Source organism: Clavibacter sepedonicus (assembly GCF_000069225.1).
In the GTDB taxonomy this organism is placed as follows: domain Bacteria; phylum Actinomycetota; class Actinomycetes; order Actinomycetales; family Microbacteriaceae; genus Clavibacter; species Clavibacter sepedonicus.
The window spans coordinates 2,047,694-2,063,252 of record NC_010407.1; the positions used below are offsets into that span (position 1 = coordinate 2,047,694).

Genomic DNA, 15,559 nt, shown 5'->3' on the forward strand with positions numbered 1-15,559 from the left:
CCCTATCGGAACTTGACCATGACATGGCGATCCGTTCGGGGGGCGGGGCCCAATATGTAGTAGAGTCAACCCATCACGATCGGCCCGCTCGCCTTACGGCTCGGGCCGATTTTCTTTTCCCGGGAGCGCCCAATGGAGTATGCCAAGCCGTGGCTATCGATCGAGGACCAGATCGAGGGGCTCTCCCGTCGAGGCCTGGAGGTAGGGGACCGGCGCGAGGCTGGCGCCATCCTCCGGAACGTCGGGTACTACCGCTTGACCGGGTACCTCTACCCCTTCCGCCAGTCCGAGCGCTACGTCGATGACGACGGTCGCAAGCGCACCCGCATCCTGAGCTCCTACGAGCCTGGAGTCCGCATGGATGACGCTGCGCAGTTGATCGACTTCGATCGTGAACTGCGGATGCTTGTACTCGAAGGAGTCGAGCGCATCGAGATTGCTTTGCGCATGCAGCTCGGCTACTCGCTTGGGCAGCGGTCAGCGTTCGCGCATGAAGACGCTTCTGCCTTCCTGTCTGCATTCACAGATCCACAGATGGGCGAGGACGGTGAACCTGCACCAAGCCGTCATGAGGCATGGCTCGAACGCGTGCGGCAGCGACAGAACAACTCGGACGAGGCCTTCGTAGCCCACTTCCGCCACAAGTACGACGACCGCATGCCGATCTGGGCCCTAACCGAGATCCTTGAGCTCGGACACACCTCCCGCTTGTACGGTGGGCTGCGCAATGACATTGCGACGGAGATCGCCGGAGCGTTCGGTGTTCCTACGAAGCAGCTTATGCAGAGCTGGATCGCGACCATAAACTACGTCCGGAATGTTGCTGCGCATCATTCTCGTCTCTACAACCGAAAGCTTGTGAGTGCACTTAAGAGACCGAAGGGCAACACCGTCCCGCTCCTTGCGCACCTCACACAGGAGGAGGCACCGAAGCAGTTCGGCACCTACAGCGCCCTCGCGGTAATGGCCTACGTCCTAGAAACCGTGCACCCGGGCCGTGATTGGGCTGTCAGAGTAGCGGCCCTCCTCCGCAACTTCCCAACTACGGCCAGACTGAACGTGGGATCCATGGGCGTCGCCGCTGGCTGGATTGAGCAGGACCTGTGGAAAGAACGCGCCTGATCCCTGAGGGCGACGACGAGTTCGAATCTTTAATGCGTACCACTAGCCGCCCGGCGAACGGTTCCCTAACAAACTTTGATGCAGCGCCATCAGTGTCGCCTTCGCCGTCCCGGCATCGAGCTTTCCGCCGAGCGGGTCGGGCGGGTCGGCCGGGTCGGGCGGGTCGGGCGGGAGAATCTGATTGCCAGCGGTTGCTGATATGCTCGCGGCCACCGGCTAACCATGGTATAGATTCTTTACCCGAAAACAAGGTATCGACCCCTCTCGCACAAGAGGGCGACGAGAGTGGATCTAGATGTCAGACCTAAATGAGACCATTGCTTTGAATCCGATCACCACATCCAGCGTTCCGGTTGTACCAAAGGACGACTTGGGCCCGATCGGAAGCGCAACAGGTTTTATAGCGCGCGCTAACGGCCTCGACTATCTAGTGACCAACCGACACGTCGCGACGGGCCTCGATAACATTACGCACCGCAGCTTAGACACAGTAGGTCATAGGCGACCACGGTCGCTGAATTGGATCACACAAGGCACCACTGGCATCACGCACGATCACCAGGTGGACCTATATGACACCGACCTTCAGCCGCGATGGCTTGAGCATCCTCGCTTTGGAGCGTCCGCGGATATTGCCGCACTACCCCTCGGCCCGGAGGGAGCGACGGAACTTCATATGGCCCGTCCCGTCGATACGGCCTCTATGTCTTCGACGCCAAGCAGCTCCGCTCCATCCGTCAGGGTTACAAATTCGGTCCTTGTAGTCGGCTATCCTTGGGGCCACTCTGGCGGTCTGCCCGGGGCGGCTATCTGGACGCAAGGCGTTATCGCCTCCGAATTAGATCTCGAGGTCCTGGGCGATTTCCCGACTTTTTTTCATCGATAGCACAACCCACCAAGGCCTCTCGGGGGCGCCGGTGTACGTGCTGACTAACGAGCGCACGGTCTGGCATCAAGGCGCTACTGCGTCAACCATCGGTTGGCCGCCCGCCTCTATTTTCCTTGGTATCTACTCTGGTCGCGCCTGGGACGGATCAAATTTGGGCTACGTCTGGAAAGCGTCAGCCGTTGACGAGGTGGTGACGGCTGGCACGGCGGCGCTCTTCCCGGAGCGGGATGACTCCCGCTAGACACCTTGTCGCGAACATGCTCAGGTGCGCATCGGGCACTATCGCCGGAGTCATGCGCCGACGCCCTTTTTCTTTAACGCATCAGACTGATGCGTCCGGATTCAACCCTGTCGGATGCCCATCAATGCTCTGCGCATGGTGCAGATCGAAGTCCGACCGGTGGCGGCTACGGACCTGGCGGACATCGCGCTCAACCTCAGTTGCGCCGCAATGAACTGCCGTTCAGACATAGAGACCCGACTTGGCAACGAGAGCACCTAACCCGCGGAGCATTACGGCACTTTGGGCGGTTTCATCGACGCGGAGCGGTTTTTCTCTGCAAATAAGTTCTTCACGTTCGTTCGAGTGAGCCTAAGAGCAACGCATCTCGCTGCAACGACGGGTCACCCTAAGCCGGTCAACTTCCATCATTTTCCTCCAGGGCTATCTACGTCGACGAACCTAATGAACGAAGCAATTTAGGGCAGCGCAGTCAAACTGCCACGCTACTAATGCGGACGTGACACCACGAGACCCCGTCTCGATGGATGACCGCACACCGGACTCCGTGGGTGGCCGATATGCGACCGTGCCTTCACGGGTGCTCCTACCTCTATAGACCAGGCCGGTGATGAGTCTGGTAAAGGGGTTCTCAATGAAACACCCTCCGCGGCCTCTAAGTTCGACATCCCCTGGCAACAAACGACGACGGCCGGCCCCATCGGGAGCCGGCCGCCGCCGTGTCACGCGCGGGCGCGGATCACCCCGTGTTCTGCAGCCCCGCCGCGATGCCGTTGACGGTGAGCAGCAGGAGCCGGTGGTCCGGATCCGTCGGGTCGGCCTGGCCGGGAGCGGCCTGGCCGGTCGCAGCGGAGGCCGTCGTGCGCAGCGCACGGAGCGCGCGGAGCTGCAGCAGCGACAGCGCGTCGACGTACGGGCTGCGCAGACGCACCGCCCGGCGCAGCACCGGCCGGCCCTCGAGGATGTCGCCGCGCCCGGTGGCCTTGCGCACCCACTCGCGCGTGAGCTCCATCTCCTCGGTGACGAGCGCCGCGAGATCCGGCCGGTCGCCGAGCGCGAGGTAGCGCTCCGCGAGGCGGCCGTCGGTCTTGGCGAGCGACATCTCGACGTTGTCGATCATCGAGGTGAACAGCGGCCACTCGTCGTAGGCCTTGCGCAGCACGGCCTCGTCGCCGACGGCGGCCAGCGCCGACCCCAGGCCGAACCAGCCCGTGAGGTTGATGCGCGCCTGCGTCCACGCGAACACCCACGGGATGGCCCGCAGGTCCTCGAGCGACTCGACCGACAGGCCGCGGCGGGCGGGCCGCGAACCGAGCGCCAGCAGCCCGATCTCCTCCATCGGCGTGACCTGCGTGAACCACGGCGCGAAGCCGGGCGCCTTCACGAGCTCGAAGAAGCGGGCGCGGGAGGCCTCGTCCATCGTGCGCACCATCTCGGCGGATCCCTGCGCGGCGGCCGCGTTGCGCTCCTCGTTCGAGGGCGCGGACGCGAGCAGGGTCGCGGCGGCCATTTGCTCGATGTGCCGGGCGGCGATGCGCTTGTCGCCGTAGTGGGCGAAGATCACCTCGCCCTGCTCGGTGAGCTTGAAGCGGCCGTCGACGGATCCCGGCGGCTGGGCCCGGACGGCGCGGTCGGCCGGGCCGCCACCACGCCCGAGGGCGCCGCCGCGGCCGTGGAAGAGCGTGAGCTCGATGTCGTTCTCGCGCGCCCACGCGGCGATGCGGGCCTGCGCGTCGAACAGCGCGAAGGTCGCGGACACGGGCCCGACGTCCTTCGACGAGTCGGAGTAGCCGAGCATGACCTCGAGCTTCCGCCCCGTCTGCTCGAGGCGGGCCGCGACCTGGGGCAGCCGGATCATGCCGTCGAGGATCTCGGTGCTCGCGTTGAGATCGGCGAACGTCTCGAACAGCGGGATGACGTCGAGCACGGGCGCGTCCTCCGCGGAGCCGAGCGCGAGCGCGGCCAGCTCGTGCACCGTGCGGATGTCGTCGGCCGACTGCGTGAACGACACGATGAAGCGGCAGAAGGGCGCGACGCCGTGCCGCTCCTGCAGGCGGGCGAGGGCGCGGAACACGTAGAGCACCTCGACCGTCATGGGCGCGAGCTCGGGGACGGCGTCGCCCGACGCATCCGCCGCGGCCACGGCGAGCACCTCGCGGAGCGCCTCGCGGTGCACCTGCGAGTGCTGGCGCACCTCCATCTCGGCGAGGTGGAAGCCGAAGGTCTCGGCCTGCCAGATGAGGCCCTGCAGCTCGCCGCCCGCGATGCGGTGCGCGCCCGCGCTCCGGAGCGATCCCTGCAGCACGCGGAGGTCGGCGAGCAGCTCGGCGGCCGACGGGTAGGCGATGGGGTCGTCGTGGCGCTCGCGCGTGGCGGCGAGGCGGCCGGCGATCACGAGCAGCACGCGGCGGTGCAGCTCGGCGGGCGCGCGGGTGCCGATGCGGGCGGTGAGGTGCGGCGCGAGCGCGTCCTGCGCGGCGGCCAGCTCGCGGAGCTCCGGGCTCGGCGGGGTGTCGGCGTCGCCGAGCGTGAGGGATCGTCCGACGCGGAGGGCGACGCGCTCGAGGCCGAGCAGGATGTGCTCGCTGGCGATGCCCGCGGCCTCCTCGGTGACCGCGGCGGTGACGTACGGGTTGCCGTCGCGATCCGCCGCGATCCAGTTGCCGAGCCGGAAGAACGCGGGCGCGACCGCGTCGCGGACGCCGGCCTCCTCGCCGAGGAGCCAGTCGTCGAGCAGGCGGTAGACGCGCGGCACGACCTCGAACAGCGTCTGGTCGAAGACGCCCATCGCGGTGCGGACCTCGTCGAGCGGCGTGGGCCGCGTGGTGCGCAGCGGCGAGGTGCGCCACAGGCCGTCGATCTCCTCGAGCAGCCGGCGGTCGATGTCCGCACCGGTGAGCGTGCCGGCCATGGCCCCGTCGCGCTCCGTGAGCAGGTCGCCGATGCGGCGGATCCCCGTGGCCACCGCCCGCCGACGCGCCTCGGTGGGGTGCGCCGTGAGCACCGGGTGGAACCGCATCTCGCCGAGGCGGCGCATGGCCTCCTCGCGGCCGAGCTCCTCGGTGAGCGTGCCGACCGCGTCCGGGATGGAGTCGGGCACGAAGCCCGCCGCCGCCTCGCGCTCGCGGAGGACACGGACGCGGTGGTGCTCCTCGGCCAGGTTCGCGAGGTGGAAGTAGCAGGTGAACGCCCGGGCGACCTGCTCGGCGCGCTCGGGCGTGAACGTGGCAACGAGGCGCTCGGCGTCGTCGATGGAGGCGTCGCGCGCGCTCTCGTACGCGTCGATGACCAGCTCGCGCAGGCGCTCGACGTCGCGCAGCAGATCCTCGCCGCCGGACTCGCGGAGCACCTGGCCGAGGAGGCCGCCGAGGTGGCTGACGTCGGAGCGGAGCGCCGGCTCGACGGCGTCGCGCGTGCCGTCGCGGGTGGAGTCGTGCTCGAGGGGAAGCGGCTTCTTCGGGGGAGTCGTCACGGAGTCGAGGATACGGACAGCGCGCGGCCGATCCTGCGCATGACGTCCGAGGACGCGCGCTCCGGCCGCGGATCCGGCTGTGGAGGGCGCGCGAGGCGACCGGATCAGCTCGCGGCGGGGGCCGCCACGCGCTCGTCCCGCGGCATCCGCAGCAGCGCGTAGGCGGAGGCGGCGAGCAGGAGCACGGCGCCCGTGGCGAAGGCGACCGGGTACGAGAACGCGTCCGCGAGGAAGCCCGCGACCAGCGGGCCGACGATGGCGCCGAGGTCCGACACCATCGAGAACACCGCGACGGGTCGTCCGCTGCGGGCTCCCGCCGCGTCGCCGACCGCAGCGGCCGGGGCCGTGCCCATGAACGACGCGGCCGCGCCGTAGACGCAGAGCAGCACGGTGAGCACGACCATGTCGGGCGCGAACGGGATCGCGATCATCAGCAGCCCGGCGACCCCGTACGCGCCGACGATCGCGGGCCGGCGACCGCGCGTGTCCACGAAGCGCGCGGCGGGCGCGAGCGCGAGCGCCTGCACCACGGCGGCGCACGCGAACGCGATGCCGGTGGCCGACGGATCCGCGCCGATCACGGCGACGACGAGCAGCGGGATCAGCGCGCTGCGGACGCCCATCGACGCCCACCCGTTGCCGAGGTTCGCGAGCAGCGCCGCGCGGTAGCGCGGGTCGCGCAGCACGCGGCCGAACGGGATCACGACCTCGTCGGCGCCGGTGGCCTGCACCTCGCGCGTGCGCGGCCGGAGGAGCAGCAGGCCGATGACGCTGGCCACCGCGAGCGTGGCCGCGTAGAAGAAGAAGGGAGCGGTGAGCGAGATCTGCGCGAGCACGGCGCCGAGCGCGGGGCCGGCCATACCGCCGATGAGGAAGCCGCCCTGGTAGAAGCCGATCGCGCGGGCGCGTCGCGTGGGCTCCGTGGAGCCGAGCAGCAGCGTCATCGCCGCCACCGAGAACATCGCCGACCCGATGCCGCCGGCGCCGCGGAGGAGGAGGAGCTGCACGTAGTCCTGCGCGAGGCCCGCGAGGCCCGAGGAGACGGCGACGATCCCGATGCCCACCGCGAGCACCGTGCGCTCCCCGCTCCAGTCGATGAGGCGGGCGACGAACGGGCTCATCACGAAGCGCATCAGCGCGAACGCGGAGATGACCGCGCCGACCTCGAAGCTGCCGACCCCGAAGCTCTCGGCGTAGACGGGCAGCACGGGCACGACCACGCCGAAGCCGACCATCACGAAGAACGCGATGATGCCGAGGACGAGCACGTCGCGCGGGAGCTTCGCGCGCGGGGCGCGGGGTGCGCGCACGGGGCCGCGGGCGTCGGGCATGGCGCCGTCGCCGGGCTCGGGGGTGAGTGCGGATCCCGCACGTCGGAAGGACCGCATGGGGAAAGCGTACGTCCGCCCCGTCACCCTCCCAAACGACCTCAAGCGCCCCATCCAAGCCCACACGCGCAATTTAACTTCACGTATCCTTTGGAGAGATCTTCCCAGACCACCCCGAATGGGCTCTATAACCCGACAGCCTGCTTGCCTATTCTTCACTCTCCGCGTGAGTTATAACATAGCCCCAGCTTTCACCCACTTCGGTAGCGAGCTCCCTTGCCATCTTGTGGATGCTGAGCAGCACAGGATGGGTTATCTGCAAGCCTGCATGCTTAAAACCCACTGAGACTTGAGGTGCCTTTGAATATGTGAAACGCGGATCCCCCGTAACATTCTTTAGCGTAGCCTCCCAAAACCTGTTCGGATCGTCTACATAAAAGCGAAGCGCTCCATCTATCTCCGCGTTTTGCACTCCGCTGACTGTCGCCGTTACACGCAATTGGCCGGCTCTTTCGAGAGTCGTCTGAAGAACAGGAGTGAGGTACTCGATTTCCCCGCCCTCGTCCTCGAGGTACCACTCGTAGGCCATTGCGCTCGGCAAGAGCATCTCATGCTTATCGGCGTTAGAGAATACAGACAACTTGTTGAACGGGTGCTGATCCGCCTGCCCTCCCATGCGAACGGCTGGTACTTTGTGATGATCGCGCGATCTCCCGCGGACACGCCCGCCACGTTGGTACCAAAAGTCTTGCGTGCCACCGAATTGTTTTTGCTTTGCAGTGGGAATTGATGACTACGTGTGACGACTTTGCCTTCGCGTTCCAACATCACTACAAGCAGATTATCGAGGGCCGCCCTAATATTGCGCAACGCGTCACCGAGCACAAGGCCCATCTCCCGGGGAGGAACATCGCCACCAATAGCGGCGCCAAGTATCTTGGTTTCGGGATCGTAGACATCGAGCATTTCGAGGGTTGCCTCTTTGCGAAAAGCAACTTCTTGTCTCCGAAACTCGTTTATGGCCTTCGTGGCATGGCTAATTCGCAAAAATATTGGGGTGAGCGAGTACCCCGTAGGCGAAGGCTACAAAGCCTCGCCGCAGTAGCACCCTGACCCCTGCCCCCACAAGAGGGGACGCGTGATCTTCTTCAAGACGACTATTACGCGCTTCGCACCGCTGGATACCAGCTCCTTAGCGGCCTCGCCCCATGTCGGACCCCAGCTCGACCTCCGTGAAGATCGACCCCAGCAGCACGCCCGCGGGCGGCGACGTGTCCTCCCCGAGCTCCGGGAAGCGGTGGGCGAAGACCTCGGCGTCGTCCTCGGGGAGGTAGCCGATCGCCTCGCCCGCCGCGAGCGACACCCAGCGGCGCGTGTTCCGCGAGACGCCCCAGACGATGCGGTGGCCGGGCTCGTCCCACCGCAGCACGGCCTCGACGAGACGTGCCGCATCGCCTGGCGACAGCCAGGTCGAGACGCTGCGGGCCTGCGACGGCTCGGGCTCGGCCGTCATGATCCGCACACTCACCACGACGTGCCCGTGCCGGTCGGCGTACATGCTGCCGAGACCCTCGAGCAGCACCTTGCTCAGGCCGTAGAACGTGTCGGGCCGGGGTGCGGGCACGTCGTCGCGCGCGGCCTCGGTGGCGGGCAGGAAGCCGACGGCGTGGATGGAGCTGGCCGCGAGGATCCGCGGCACCCCCGCCCGCACGACCGCCTCGTGCACGGCGTGCGCGCCGTCGTTGTTCACCCGCTGGATCGCCTCCCACGGCCGCTCGGCCGCGTGCGCCGCGAGGTGCACCACGAGGTCGGATCCGCGGAACGCCTCGGTGCACGCGTCCACGTCGGTGGTGTCGACGATGGCCGAGGTCTCCCCCGGCGCGAGCGGCGTCGGCGGCGCGACCACGTCGAGCAGCCGCAGCTCGTGCCCGGCGGCGAGCAGGAGGTGGCGGATGCTCGTGGCGATCCGGCCGGATCCTCCCGTGATCGTGATCGTGCCCATGCGGATCCCCTCGTCGTCGAAGCGCCGCGCGGCGCGGCCGTCCTCCCATTTTGGCGTGGGGCAGGCCCGACGAGGAGGGCAGCGGCACCATGATCAGCGCCACGGTGCGTGCGAACACCAGCTCGTCGAGCCGCGTCGCCCGCCGGGCGAGCGGGTAGGCCGCAAGCGCCCCGAGCACGCACGTGTCAGCGGTGGCCGCGCCGGTGACGATCGAGCTCCTGCCCATCGCGCGCAGGATCCCGCCGTCGAAGGCCGCCGCGGTCAAGCAGTCCGCCGTGAGGCGGGCGGACGGGAGCCCGCGCGTCTGGACGAGGTCCCCCCTCCAGCGGACGCGCGAGGGCCCTCGCCCTCCGTAGCGTCGTGAGCACCCCGCGCTGGGCGGGGCGGCATGGGGGTGCCTCGATGGAGCGGTCAGACGCGGTCACGGTCGTCGTCGCGGCGGACGATCCGGCCCGGGCTCGCCTCTTGCGGGACGCGCTGGCGCTCGCGGACGACATCGCCGTCGTGGGCTACGCGCTCGGTCCCGACGGGTTGGACGACCTGCTCCGACTGGCCGCGCCCGAGGTCGTGCTCATGGACCGTGCGCTCTTCTCGGCACTTCGGGCGTCGGGCGTCGACGGAGTCGCCCCGTCGGATCCCTCGCCCCGCCCCGCCTGCGTGGTGGTGTGCGACTCCTTCACGCGCGAGGACGGCATCGACCTCGTGCGCGACGGCGCGCACGGGGCCCTCGATGCGCGGGCCCCCGTCGCAGCCCTGGCCGGGGCCGTCCATGTCGCCGCTGCAGGCGGATCCGCCGTCGCCACGAGCGGGATCTCCACCGTCGCCTGCGAGACCATCGGCATCACCCCACGCGAGGGTGATGTGCTCCAGGGAGTCTTGCTGGGTTGGTCGAACGCCGAGATCGCCGAAGAGATCGCGCTCAGCTCGGAGACCGTCAAGTCCCACGTCGCCTCACTGATGCGCAAGCTGGCGTGTCGCAATCGCGTGGCGCTGGCCGTGAGGGCGTACCAGATGGGCGCGAGGCCGTGACCCCCCGAACGGTCCGAGTATTCCCCCGCCTGGGGGATCCCTCCGCCGAGCCGCGTCCCTAGATTCGTCCATGACGTCGAACCCCGACCGGTTCCGGAGCTGGTCACCGACACATGGAAGCGGATGACATGAACACGAATCGCAGGACCCGCACCACCCGCCTGACCGCCGCAGCAGTCGCTGGCGCCCTGGTCTTCACCGGCCTCGGAGCCAGTGCCGCGACCGCGGCCCCCACGTCGGGGACCTCCACCGGATCGACCGTCACGCCCGGCACACCCGTGCTCCTCACGCAGGCGCAGTGGGCGGACGTGGCTGCGCGGGCCAGCGCCCAGGGCGACACCGCGGCCGCCGCGGCAGCGCAGCGCATGGCCGTCCCCGACAAGGGCCAGGTCTCCACGCAGGCGTGGGGCATGATCGCCAAGAATGCCATCAAGGCCGCCCTGCGGTACGGGAAGCCGTACCTGCCCGCCAAGATCCGGCCGTACGCCGACAAGCTCTACGACCTCATCGACGAGGTCGAGGGCATGGCCGAGGTCGGCATCTTCACGGCCCTCACCAGCGCGGGGCTGCCGCCGGACGTGGCGCGCTACGCCGCCCAGTGGATCGTCACGTTCCTCTGATGGGCTGACGGCAGGGCGCACGACGACGGACGGAACCGAGGAGGACACATGAGCACCGCACCCAGGCCCGGCATCACCGGAGGGGCGATCATGCTCCTGCTCCTCCTCGGCGCCGTCGTCGTCGCGTCCCTGCCGATGGTCGCCGGCCTCTTCGCCGGGGCGCTGCTGCCGCAAGCCGGCGGGCTCCGAGACGAGGTCGGCACCGCCCACCTCCTCCATCTGCTGTGGATCTACCCGCTGCTGTTCCTCGCCGGCACCGTCGTCGACGCGGTCGGGAAGCACGTGCGCGGCTCACGGCCGGCGGGCGTCATCGGCAGCGGAGTCGAGCTGGTGGTGCTCTGGGCGATCCTCAGCCTCATGCTCGGCGTCTACTTCGCTCGCGCGGAAGGCGCGGTCCTCGCCGCCGGTATCGCGATGCTCGTCTACTGGCCCTTCGTCAAGGGCATGGAGCGCAAGACAGCACGCCGCGATGCCGAGCAGGACAGCCCTCCGGACGGCGTCGCCACCGGATGAGCCGCGTCCGGTGGACTCCGCCGCGCCCCTAGCTGTACTGGGTCATGACGTTGGTGACACTCGGGCCGCGGGCGTGAGCCCGTGGCTTGAGTGGATTCGTTCAGTGTTGTAGTGCTCGATGAAGGGGTCAAGCGCGTCGGCCCGGTGTTGGTTGCTGGTGAAGGGTTGCCGGTAGGCCCACTCGGTCGCGAGGGTCCGGTTGAAGCGCTCGACCTTGCCGTTCTGCCAGGGGCAGTGCGGGCGGATGAACTTCTGCCGCGCGCCCAGGTCCTGGACGGCGTTCTTGAACGCGGTCGAGTGCCGGTAGGCGAACGCGTTGTCCGTGATGACCCGCTCGATCCGGGTGATCCCATGCCCGGCGAAGTACGCCGCTGCGCGGGTCAGGAACCCGGCCGCGGTCGCGCCTTTCTCATCGGGATGGATCTCCGCGTAGGCGAGACGGGTGTGGTCATCGACCGCGGCATGGACGTAATCGAACCCGATCCCGCGGCCGCGGACCTGCTCGCTGCGCCCGTGGACCCGCCAGCCGCCTCCGTCCGGGATCCTCCCGAGCTTCTTCACGTCCACGTGGATCAGATCACCCGGATGCTCGTGCTCATACCGGTGCGCCGTTGACCGGGATGCCCGGATCACGGCCCCGGTGACGGGGTCCAACCATGCCAACGGCGGCGCCCCGTGCCGGCGCAGGATGCGGGAGATCGTACGGGATGGAACACCTGTCACCGGCGCCAGCCGCGCAGGACCCGCCCGCAACTGGGCCCGCGCTTCCAGCACGGCCCGTTCCCGCTCCGGGCTCGTTCGCCTCGGTACTGACCGGGGCCGCGATGACCGATCCGTCAGCCCTCGCAGCCCCTCGGCACGGAACCGGTTCACCCATCGATGCGCGCACTGCCACGACACCCCCAGCTCCCGCGCGACGTGCGCGACCGGCCGACGATCCTCCACCACCCGCCGCACGAGGAGAACCCTCCCGTGAACCGTCAGACGAGCATTACCGTGGGACATCGAGGCCTCCTGGCGATGGTTGAACTGAACAGCTCCATCAAGCCAGGAGGCCTCTTCACACGCCCCGAAGTGTCACCAACGTCACGGCCGAGTACAGCTAGCTGCGCATCCACTTCCGGAGCTGGTCGATGCGCTGCTGCAGCTGCGTCACGCTGCACTGGCCGACCGCGGGTCCGCCGCACACGCGACGGAGCTCGGCGTGCACGAGGCCGTGCGGCTCGCCGTGCAGCTTCGCGCGCATGCCGACGAGGCTGTTGAGGAGCTGGCGCTGCTCCTTGAGCGTGCGGTACAGCGGGATGTCGTCGGGGTCCTTCGGCGCGCCGCTCTCGGCCTGCTTCCGCTCGCGCTCGCTCGCGTGCCTCGACTGGCGGTGCTGCCGCTGGGCGAGGAGCTCGCGCACCTGCTCGGGCTCGAGGATGCCGGGGAGCCCGATGAACTCCTCCTCCTCGAGGCTGCCGACGTCGGCCATCTGCCCGAACTCGGCGCCGTCGAAGAGCACCTTGTCGAACGTGGCCTCAGACCCCATGGCCTCGAACGAGAACTCGCTCAGCAGGGAGTCGGATCCCTTCTCGCTGCGGTTCGCCTCGCCCATCATGGCGTCCTCGGGGTTGTAGAGGTCGCCCTCCTTCGAGGAGTCGCGGTCGAGCGCGTGGTCCCGCTGGCGCTCCAGCTCGTTGGCGAGCACGAGGAGGTTGGGGACGCTCGGCAGGAAGATCGACGCCGTCTCGCCGCGGCGCCTGGCCCGGACGAAGCGCCCGACGGCCTGCGCGAAGAACAGCGGCGTGGACGCGCTGGTGGCGTAGACGCCCACGGCGAGCCGCGGCACGTCGACGCCCTCGGAGACCATGCGCACCGCGACCATCCAGCGCGAGGTGCTCGCGGAGAAGCGGTCGATGTTGGCGCTCGCCTCGACGTCGTCGGAGAGCACGAGGGTGACGGGCTGCCCGCTGATCCGCTGCAGGATCGCCGCGTAGGCCCGCGCGGTCGTGTGGTCGGTCGCGATGACCAGGCCGCCGGCGTCGGGGATCGACTGCCGCACCTCGCTGAGGCGCCGGTCGGCGGCGGCGAGCACCTGCGGGATCCACTCGCCGTCGGGGGCGAGCGCCGTGCGCCACGCCTGCGACGTGATGTCCTTGGTGTTCCCCTCGGCGAGCTGCGCCTCCATCTCGTCGCCCATCTTGTTGCGCCAGCGCATGCTGCCGGCGTAGGCGAGGAAGATGACGGGCCGCACAACGCCGTCGGCCAGCGCGCGTGAGTAGCCGTAGTCGTAGTCGGTCTGCGAGAGGCGGACGCCGCGGTGGTCGCGGAGGTAGCTGACGAACGGGATGGGCGCGGTGTCGGAGCGGAACGGCGTCCCGGTGAGCGAGAGGCGTCGGGTCGCGCGCTCGAAGGCCTCGCGGATGGCGTCGCCCCAGCTGAGCGCGTCGCCACCGTGGTGGACCTCGTCGAGGATCACGAGGGTGCGGCTCGACTCGGTCATCGTCTTGTGCAGGTAGGGGTTCGCCGCGACCTGCGCGTACGTGACGGCGGCCCCGTGGTAGTGCCGGCCGAGCGCGCCGGAGGAGTTGCTGTACATGGGATCGAGGCGGACGCCCGCGCGCGCGGCCGCGTCGGCCCACTGCTTCTTGAGGTGCTCGGTGGGGGCGACCACGGCGATCCGGTCGACGGTCTTGCGGTGCAGCAGCTCGGACGCGAGACGGAGCGCGAACGTGGTCTTGCCGGCGCCCGGCGTCGCGTTGGCGAGGAAGTCCCGCGGCTCCTTCTCGAAGTACGCGGTGAGCGCCTCCTCCTGCCAGGCCCGCAGCTTGCTGACGGTGCCCCAGGCGGCGCGCTCCGGGAAGGCCGGCGAGAGGTGCTCGGCCGCGGCGGATCCGACGTGCGGTGGAGGGGTCGGGAGGGTGCTCACTCGACCTCACGATACCCGCACCCGGGGACGCTCCCGTCGATCGCCGGGGCGCGCGAGCTGCTCGCGGCGGGCGGATCCGTGTCGCATGCGGCCTCGCGTCGGCGGCGCGCGACCCGGGCGGATCCGGGCCTCCGCGACGGGCCGGGCGCGTCGCCGCGCACGGCGCCGCATCAGCTCCCACCGTCCGTCCGGCAGGCGCTCAGGACGTGCGCGGGACCGGTCCGAGCAGCGTGGTCGCGATGGTCTCCGCGGTCTGCCGGTCGCTCGAGGGGTGGAAGCCGCCGGCGAGCACGTCCCGGTACAGGCGGCCGAGCTCGTCGCCCGTTTGGAAGGATCCGCCGCCCGCGACCGCGACCGCGCGCTGCACGACCTCGGCCGCCGTGCGGGTCGCCCGGACCTTGGCGCCGACGAGGAGGGACGCCCAGCGGTCGCCGTGGTCGACGCCGCGGTCGACGTCGGCGGCGAGCGCCGTGAGCTGCGGGAGGAGCGCGTCCTGCGCGAGGGCCGCCTCCGCGACGAGGTGCCGGATCCCGGGGTCGGCCGCGAGCGTCGCGCCGCCGGCCGCGCGCGAGGTGCGGCGGAGCGCGGACTCCACGGCGAGGTCGAGCGCGCGCTGCCCGATCCCCGCGTACACGGCGGCGATGAGCAGCTCGAACGCCTGCAGCACGGCGAGGACGAACGGGTCGTCGCGACGGCCGTGCTCGCGGCGGCGGACCACGTCGGCGGGCCTCGCGCGCACGTCCCGCAGGATCACCGTGTGGCTCTGGGTCGCCCGCATGCCGAGCGTGTCCCAGTCGGGCACGATCTCGAGGCCGGCGGCGTCGCGCGGCACGAAGGCGTGCACGAGGAGGGGCCGCTCCGGATCCGTGCCGTCGCGTCCGAAGAGACCGAGCCTCGTCCAGGCGGGCGCCATGCTGGAGGAGACCTTGGTGCCCGTGAACCGGTACCCGCCGTCCGCGTCGGGCTCGGCCCGCGTGAGCGCGTCGGCGAGCGCCTGGTCGTTGCCGGGCTCGCTGATCGCGAAGGCCAGCAGCTCGCCGCGGCCGGCGTCCTCGAGGACGCCGCGGAGCGAGTCGTCGCCGCGGTCGGCCAGGATCCGGGCGGCGGCGGTCCAGACGAGGTGCATCCCGACGCCGAGCGCCGTGGCGGGCGCGGCCTGGGCGAGGAGGTGCTGCGCGCGCACGGCGTCGGCGAGGGATGCGCCCGACCCGCCGAGCGCGCGCGGCACGAGGAGCCGGAGGTGGCCGGCGTCCCGCAGCTCGTCGAGGTCCTCCGCGAAGAACGCGTTGCGGGCGTCGTAGCCGGCAGCCCGTGCGCGGATCCGGTCGAGGAGCGCGTCGTCGAGGTGCGCGAGCGGGTCGGCCGGGGCGTCGGGCGTCATGCGCCCAGTCTCCCCCGCCGGTCCGCCGGTCCGCCCCGCCGACGACCGGCG

At 69.6% G+C, this 15,559-nt stretch carries 12 protein-coding genes; 5 read left to right on the top strand and 7 right to left on the bottom strand.

The annotated features are described in order from the left end of the window. The first annotated feature begins 132 nt into the window (after positions 1 to 132). Positions 133 to 1,122, top strand: coding sequence for an Abi family protein (locus tag CMS_RS09590; RefSeq protein ID WP_012299266.1), 990 nt, complete (start codon positions 133 to 135; stop codon positions 1,120 to 1,122). Positions 1,123 to 1,417: 295 nt separating this feature from the next. Further along, positions 1,418 to 2,008 carry a trypsin-like peptidase domain-containing protein gene (locus CMS_RS18340; RefSeq protein WP_086935904.1) on the top strand — a complete coding sequence of 197 codons (591 nt, stop codon included), beginning with the start codon at positions 1,418 to 1,420 and terminating at the stop codon, positions 2,006 to 2,008. A 983-nt stretch (positions 2,009 to 2,991) separates the two neighbouring features. Here CMS_RS18340 and CMS_RS09595 read toward each other — a convergent pair. From CMS_RS09595 to CMS_RS09605, 4 genes are all read right to left on the bottom strand, one after another. Continuing rightward, the gene (locus CMS_RS09595; protein ID WP_012299267.1) at positions 2,992 to 5,724 is read right to left on the bottom strand and encodes a phosphoenolpyruvate carboxylase; all 2,733 of its coding nucleotides are present in this window, start codon (positions 5,722 to 5,724) and stop codon (positions 2,992 to 2,994) included. Positions 5,725 to 5,828: 104 nt separating this feature from the next. Further along, positions 5,829 to 7,112, bottom strand: coding sequence for an MFS transporter (locus CMS_RS09600; RefSeq protein ID WP_223842624.1), 1,284 nt, complete (start codon positions 7,110 to 7,112; stop codon positions 5,829 to 5,831). Between the two features lie 148 nt (positions 7,113 to 7,260). Next, the gene (locus CMS_RS17135) at positions 7,261 to 7,728 is read right to left on the bottom strand and encodes a hypothetical protein (protein WP_012299269.1); all 468 of its coding nucleotides are present in this window, start codon (positions 7,726 to 7,728) and stop codon (positions 7,261 to 7,263) included. Between the two features lie 516 nt (positions 7,729 to 8,244). Continuing rightward, complete coding sequence (locus CMS_RS09605) at positions 8,245 to 9,054, bottom strand: NAD-dependent epimerase/dehydratase family protein (protein ID WP_012299271.1); 810 nt, start codon at positions 9,052 to 9,054, stop codon at positions 8,245 to 8,247. Between the two features lie 402 nt (positions 9,055 to 9,456). Here CMS_RS09605 and CMS_RS09610 point away from each other — a divergent pair, with 402 nt between their 5' ends. From CMS_RS09610 to CMS_RS09620, 3 genes are all read left to right on the top strand, one after another. Further along, complete coding sequence (locus CMS_RS09610; protein WP_094146269.1) at positions 9,457 to 10,083, top strand: response regulator transcription factor; 627 nt, start codon at positions 9,457 to 9,459, stop codon at positions 10,081 to 10,083. A gap of 128 nt (positions 10,084 to 10,211) precedes the next feature. Beyond that, positions 10,212 to 10,703, top strand: a complete 492-nt coding sequence (locus tag CMS_RS09615) for a hypothetical protein (RefSeq protein ID WP_041464597.1) — start codon at positions 10,212 to 10,214, stop codon at positions 10,701 to 10,703. Positions 10,704 to 10,751: 48 nt separating this feature from the next. Further along, the gene (locus tag CMS_RS09620; RefSeq protein WP_041464598.1) at positions 10,752 to 11,216 is read left to right on the top strand and encodes a hypothetical protein; all 465 of its coding nucleotides are present in this window, start codon (positions 10,752 to 10,754) and stop codon (positions 11,214 to 11,216) included. A gap of 42 nt (positions 11,217 to 11,258) precedes the next feature. Here the strand turns inward: CMS_RS09620 and CMS_RS16220 are convergent, their stop codons facing one another. The 3 genes from CMS_RS16220 to CMS_RS09635 form a co-directional block, all read right to left on the bottom strand. Then, a complete protein-coding gene (locus CMS_RS16220) occupies positions 11,259 to 12,221 on the bottom strand; it encodes an IS481-like element IS1121 family transposase (protein WP_012299275.1) in 963 nt (320 codons plus the stop codon). 97 nt (positions 12,222 to 12,318) lie between these two features. Further along, positions 12,319 to 14,127 carry a DEAD/DEAH box helicase gene (locus CMS_RS09630; RefSeq protein ID WP_012299276.1) on the bottom strand — a complete coding sequence of 603 codons (1,809 nt, stop codon included), beginning with the start codon at positions 14,125 to 14,127 and terminating at the stop codon, positions 12,319 to 12,321. Positions 14,128 to 14,326: 199 nt separating this feature from the next. After that, entirely contained in the window at positions 14,327 to 15,508 is a 1,182-nt protein-coding gene (locus tag CMS_RS09635) for an acyl-CoA dehydrogenase family protein (protein WP_012299277.1), read from the bottom strand. Positions 15,509 to 15,559 lie beyond the last annotated feature (51 nt).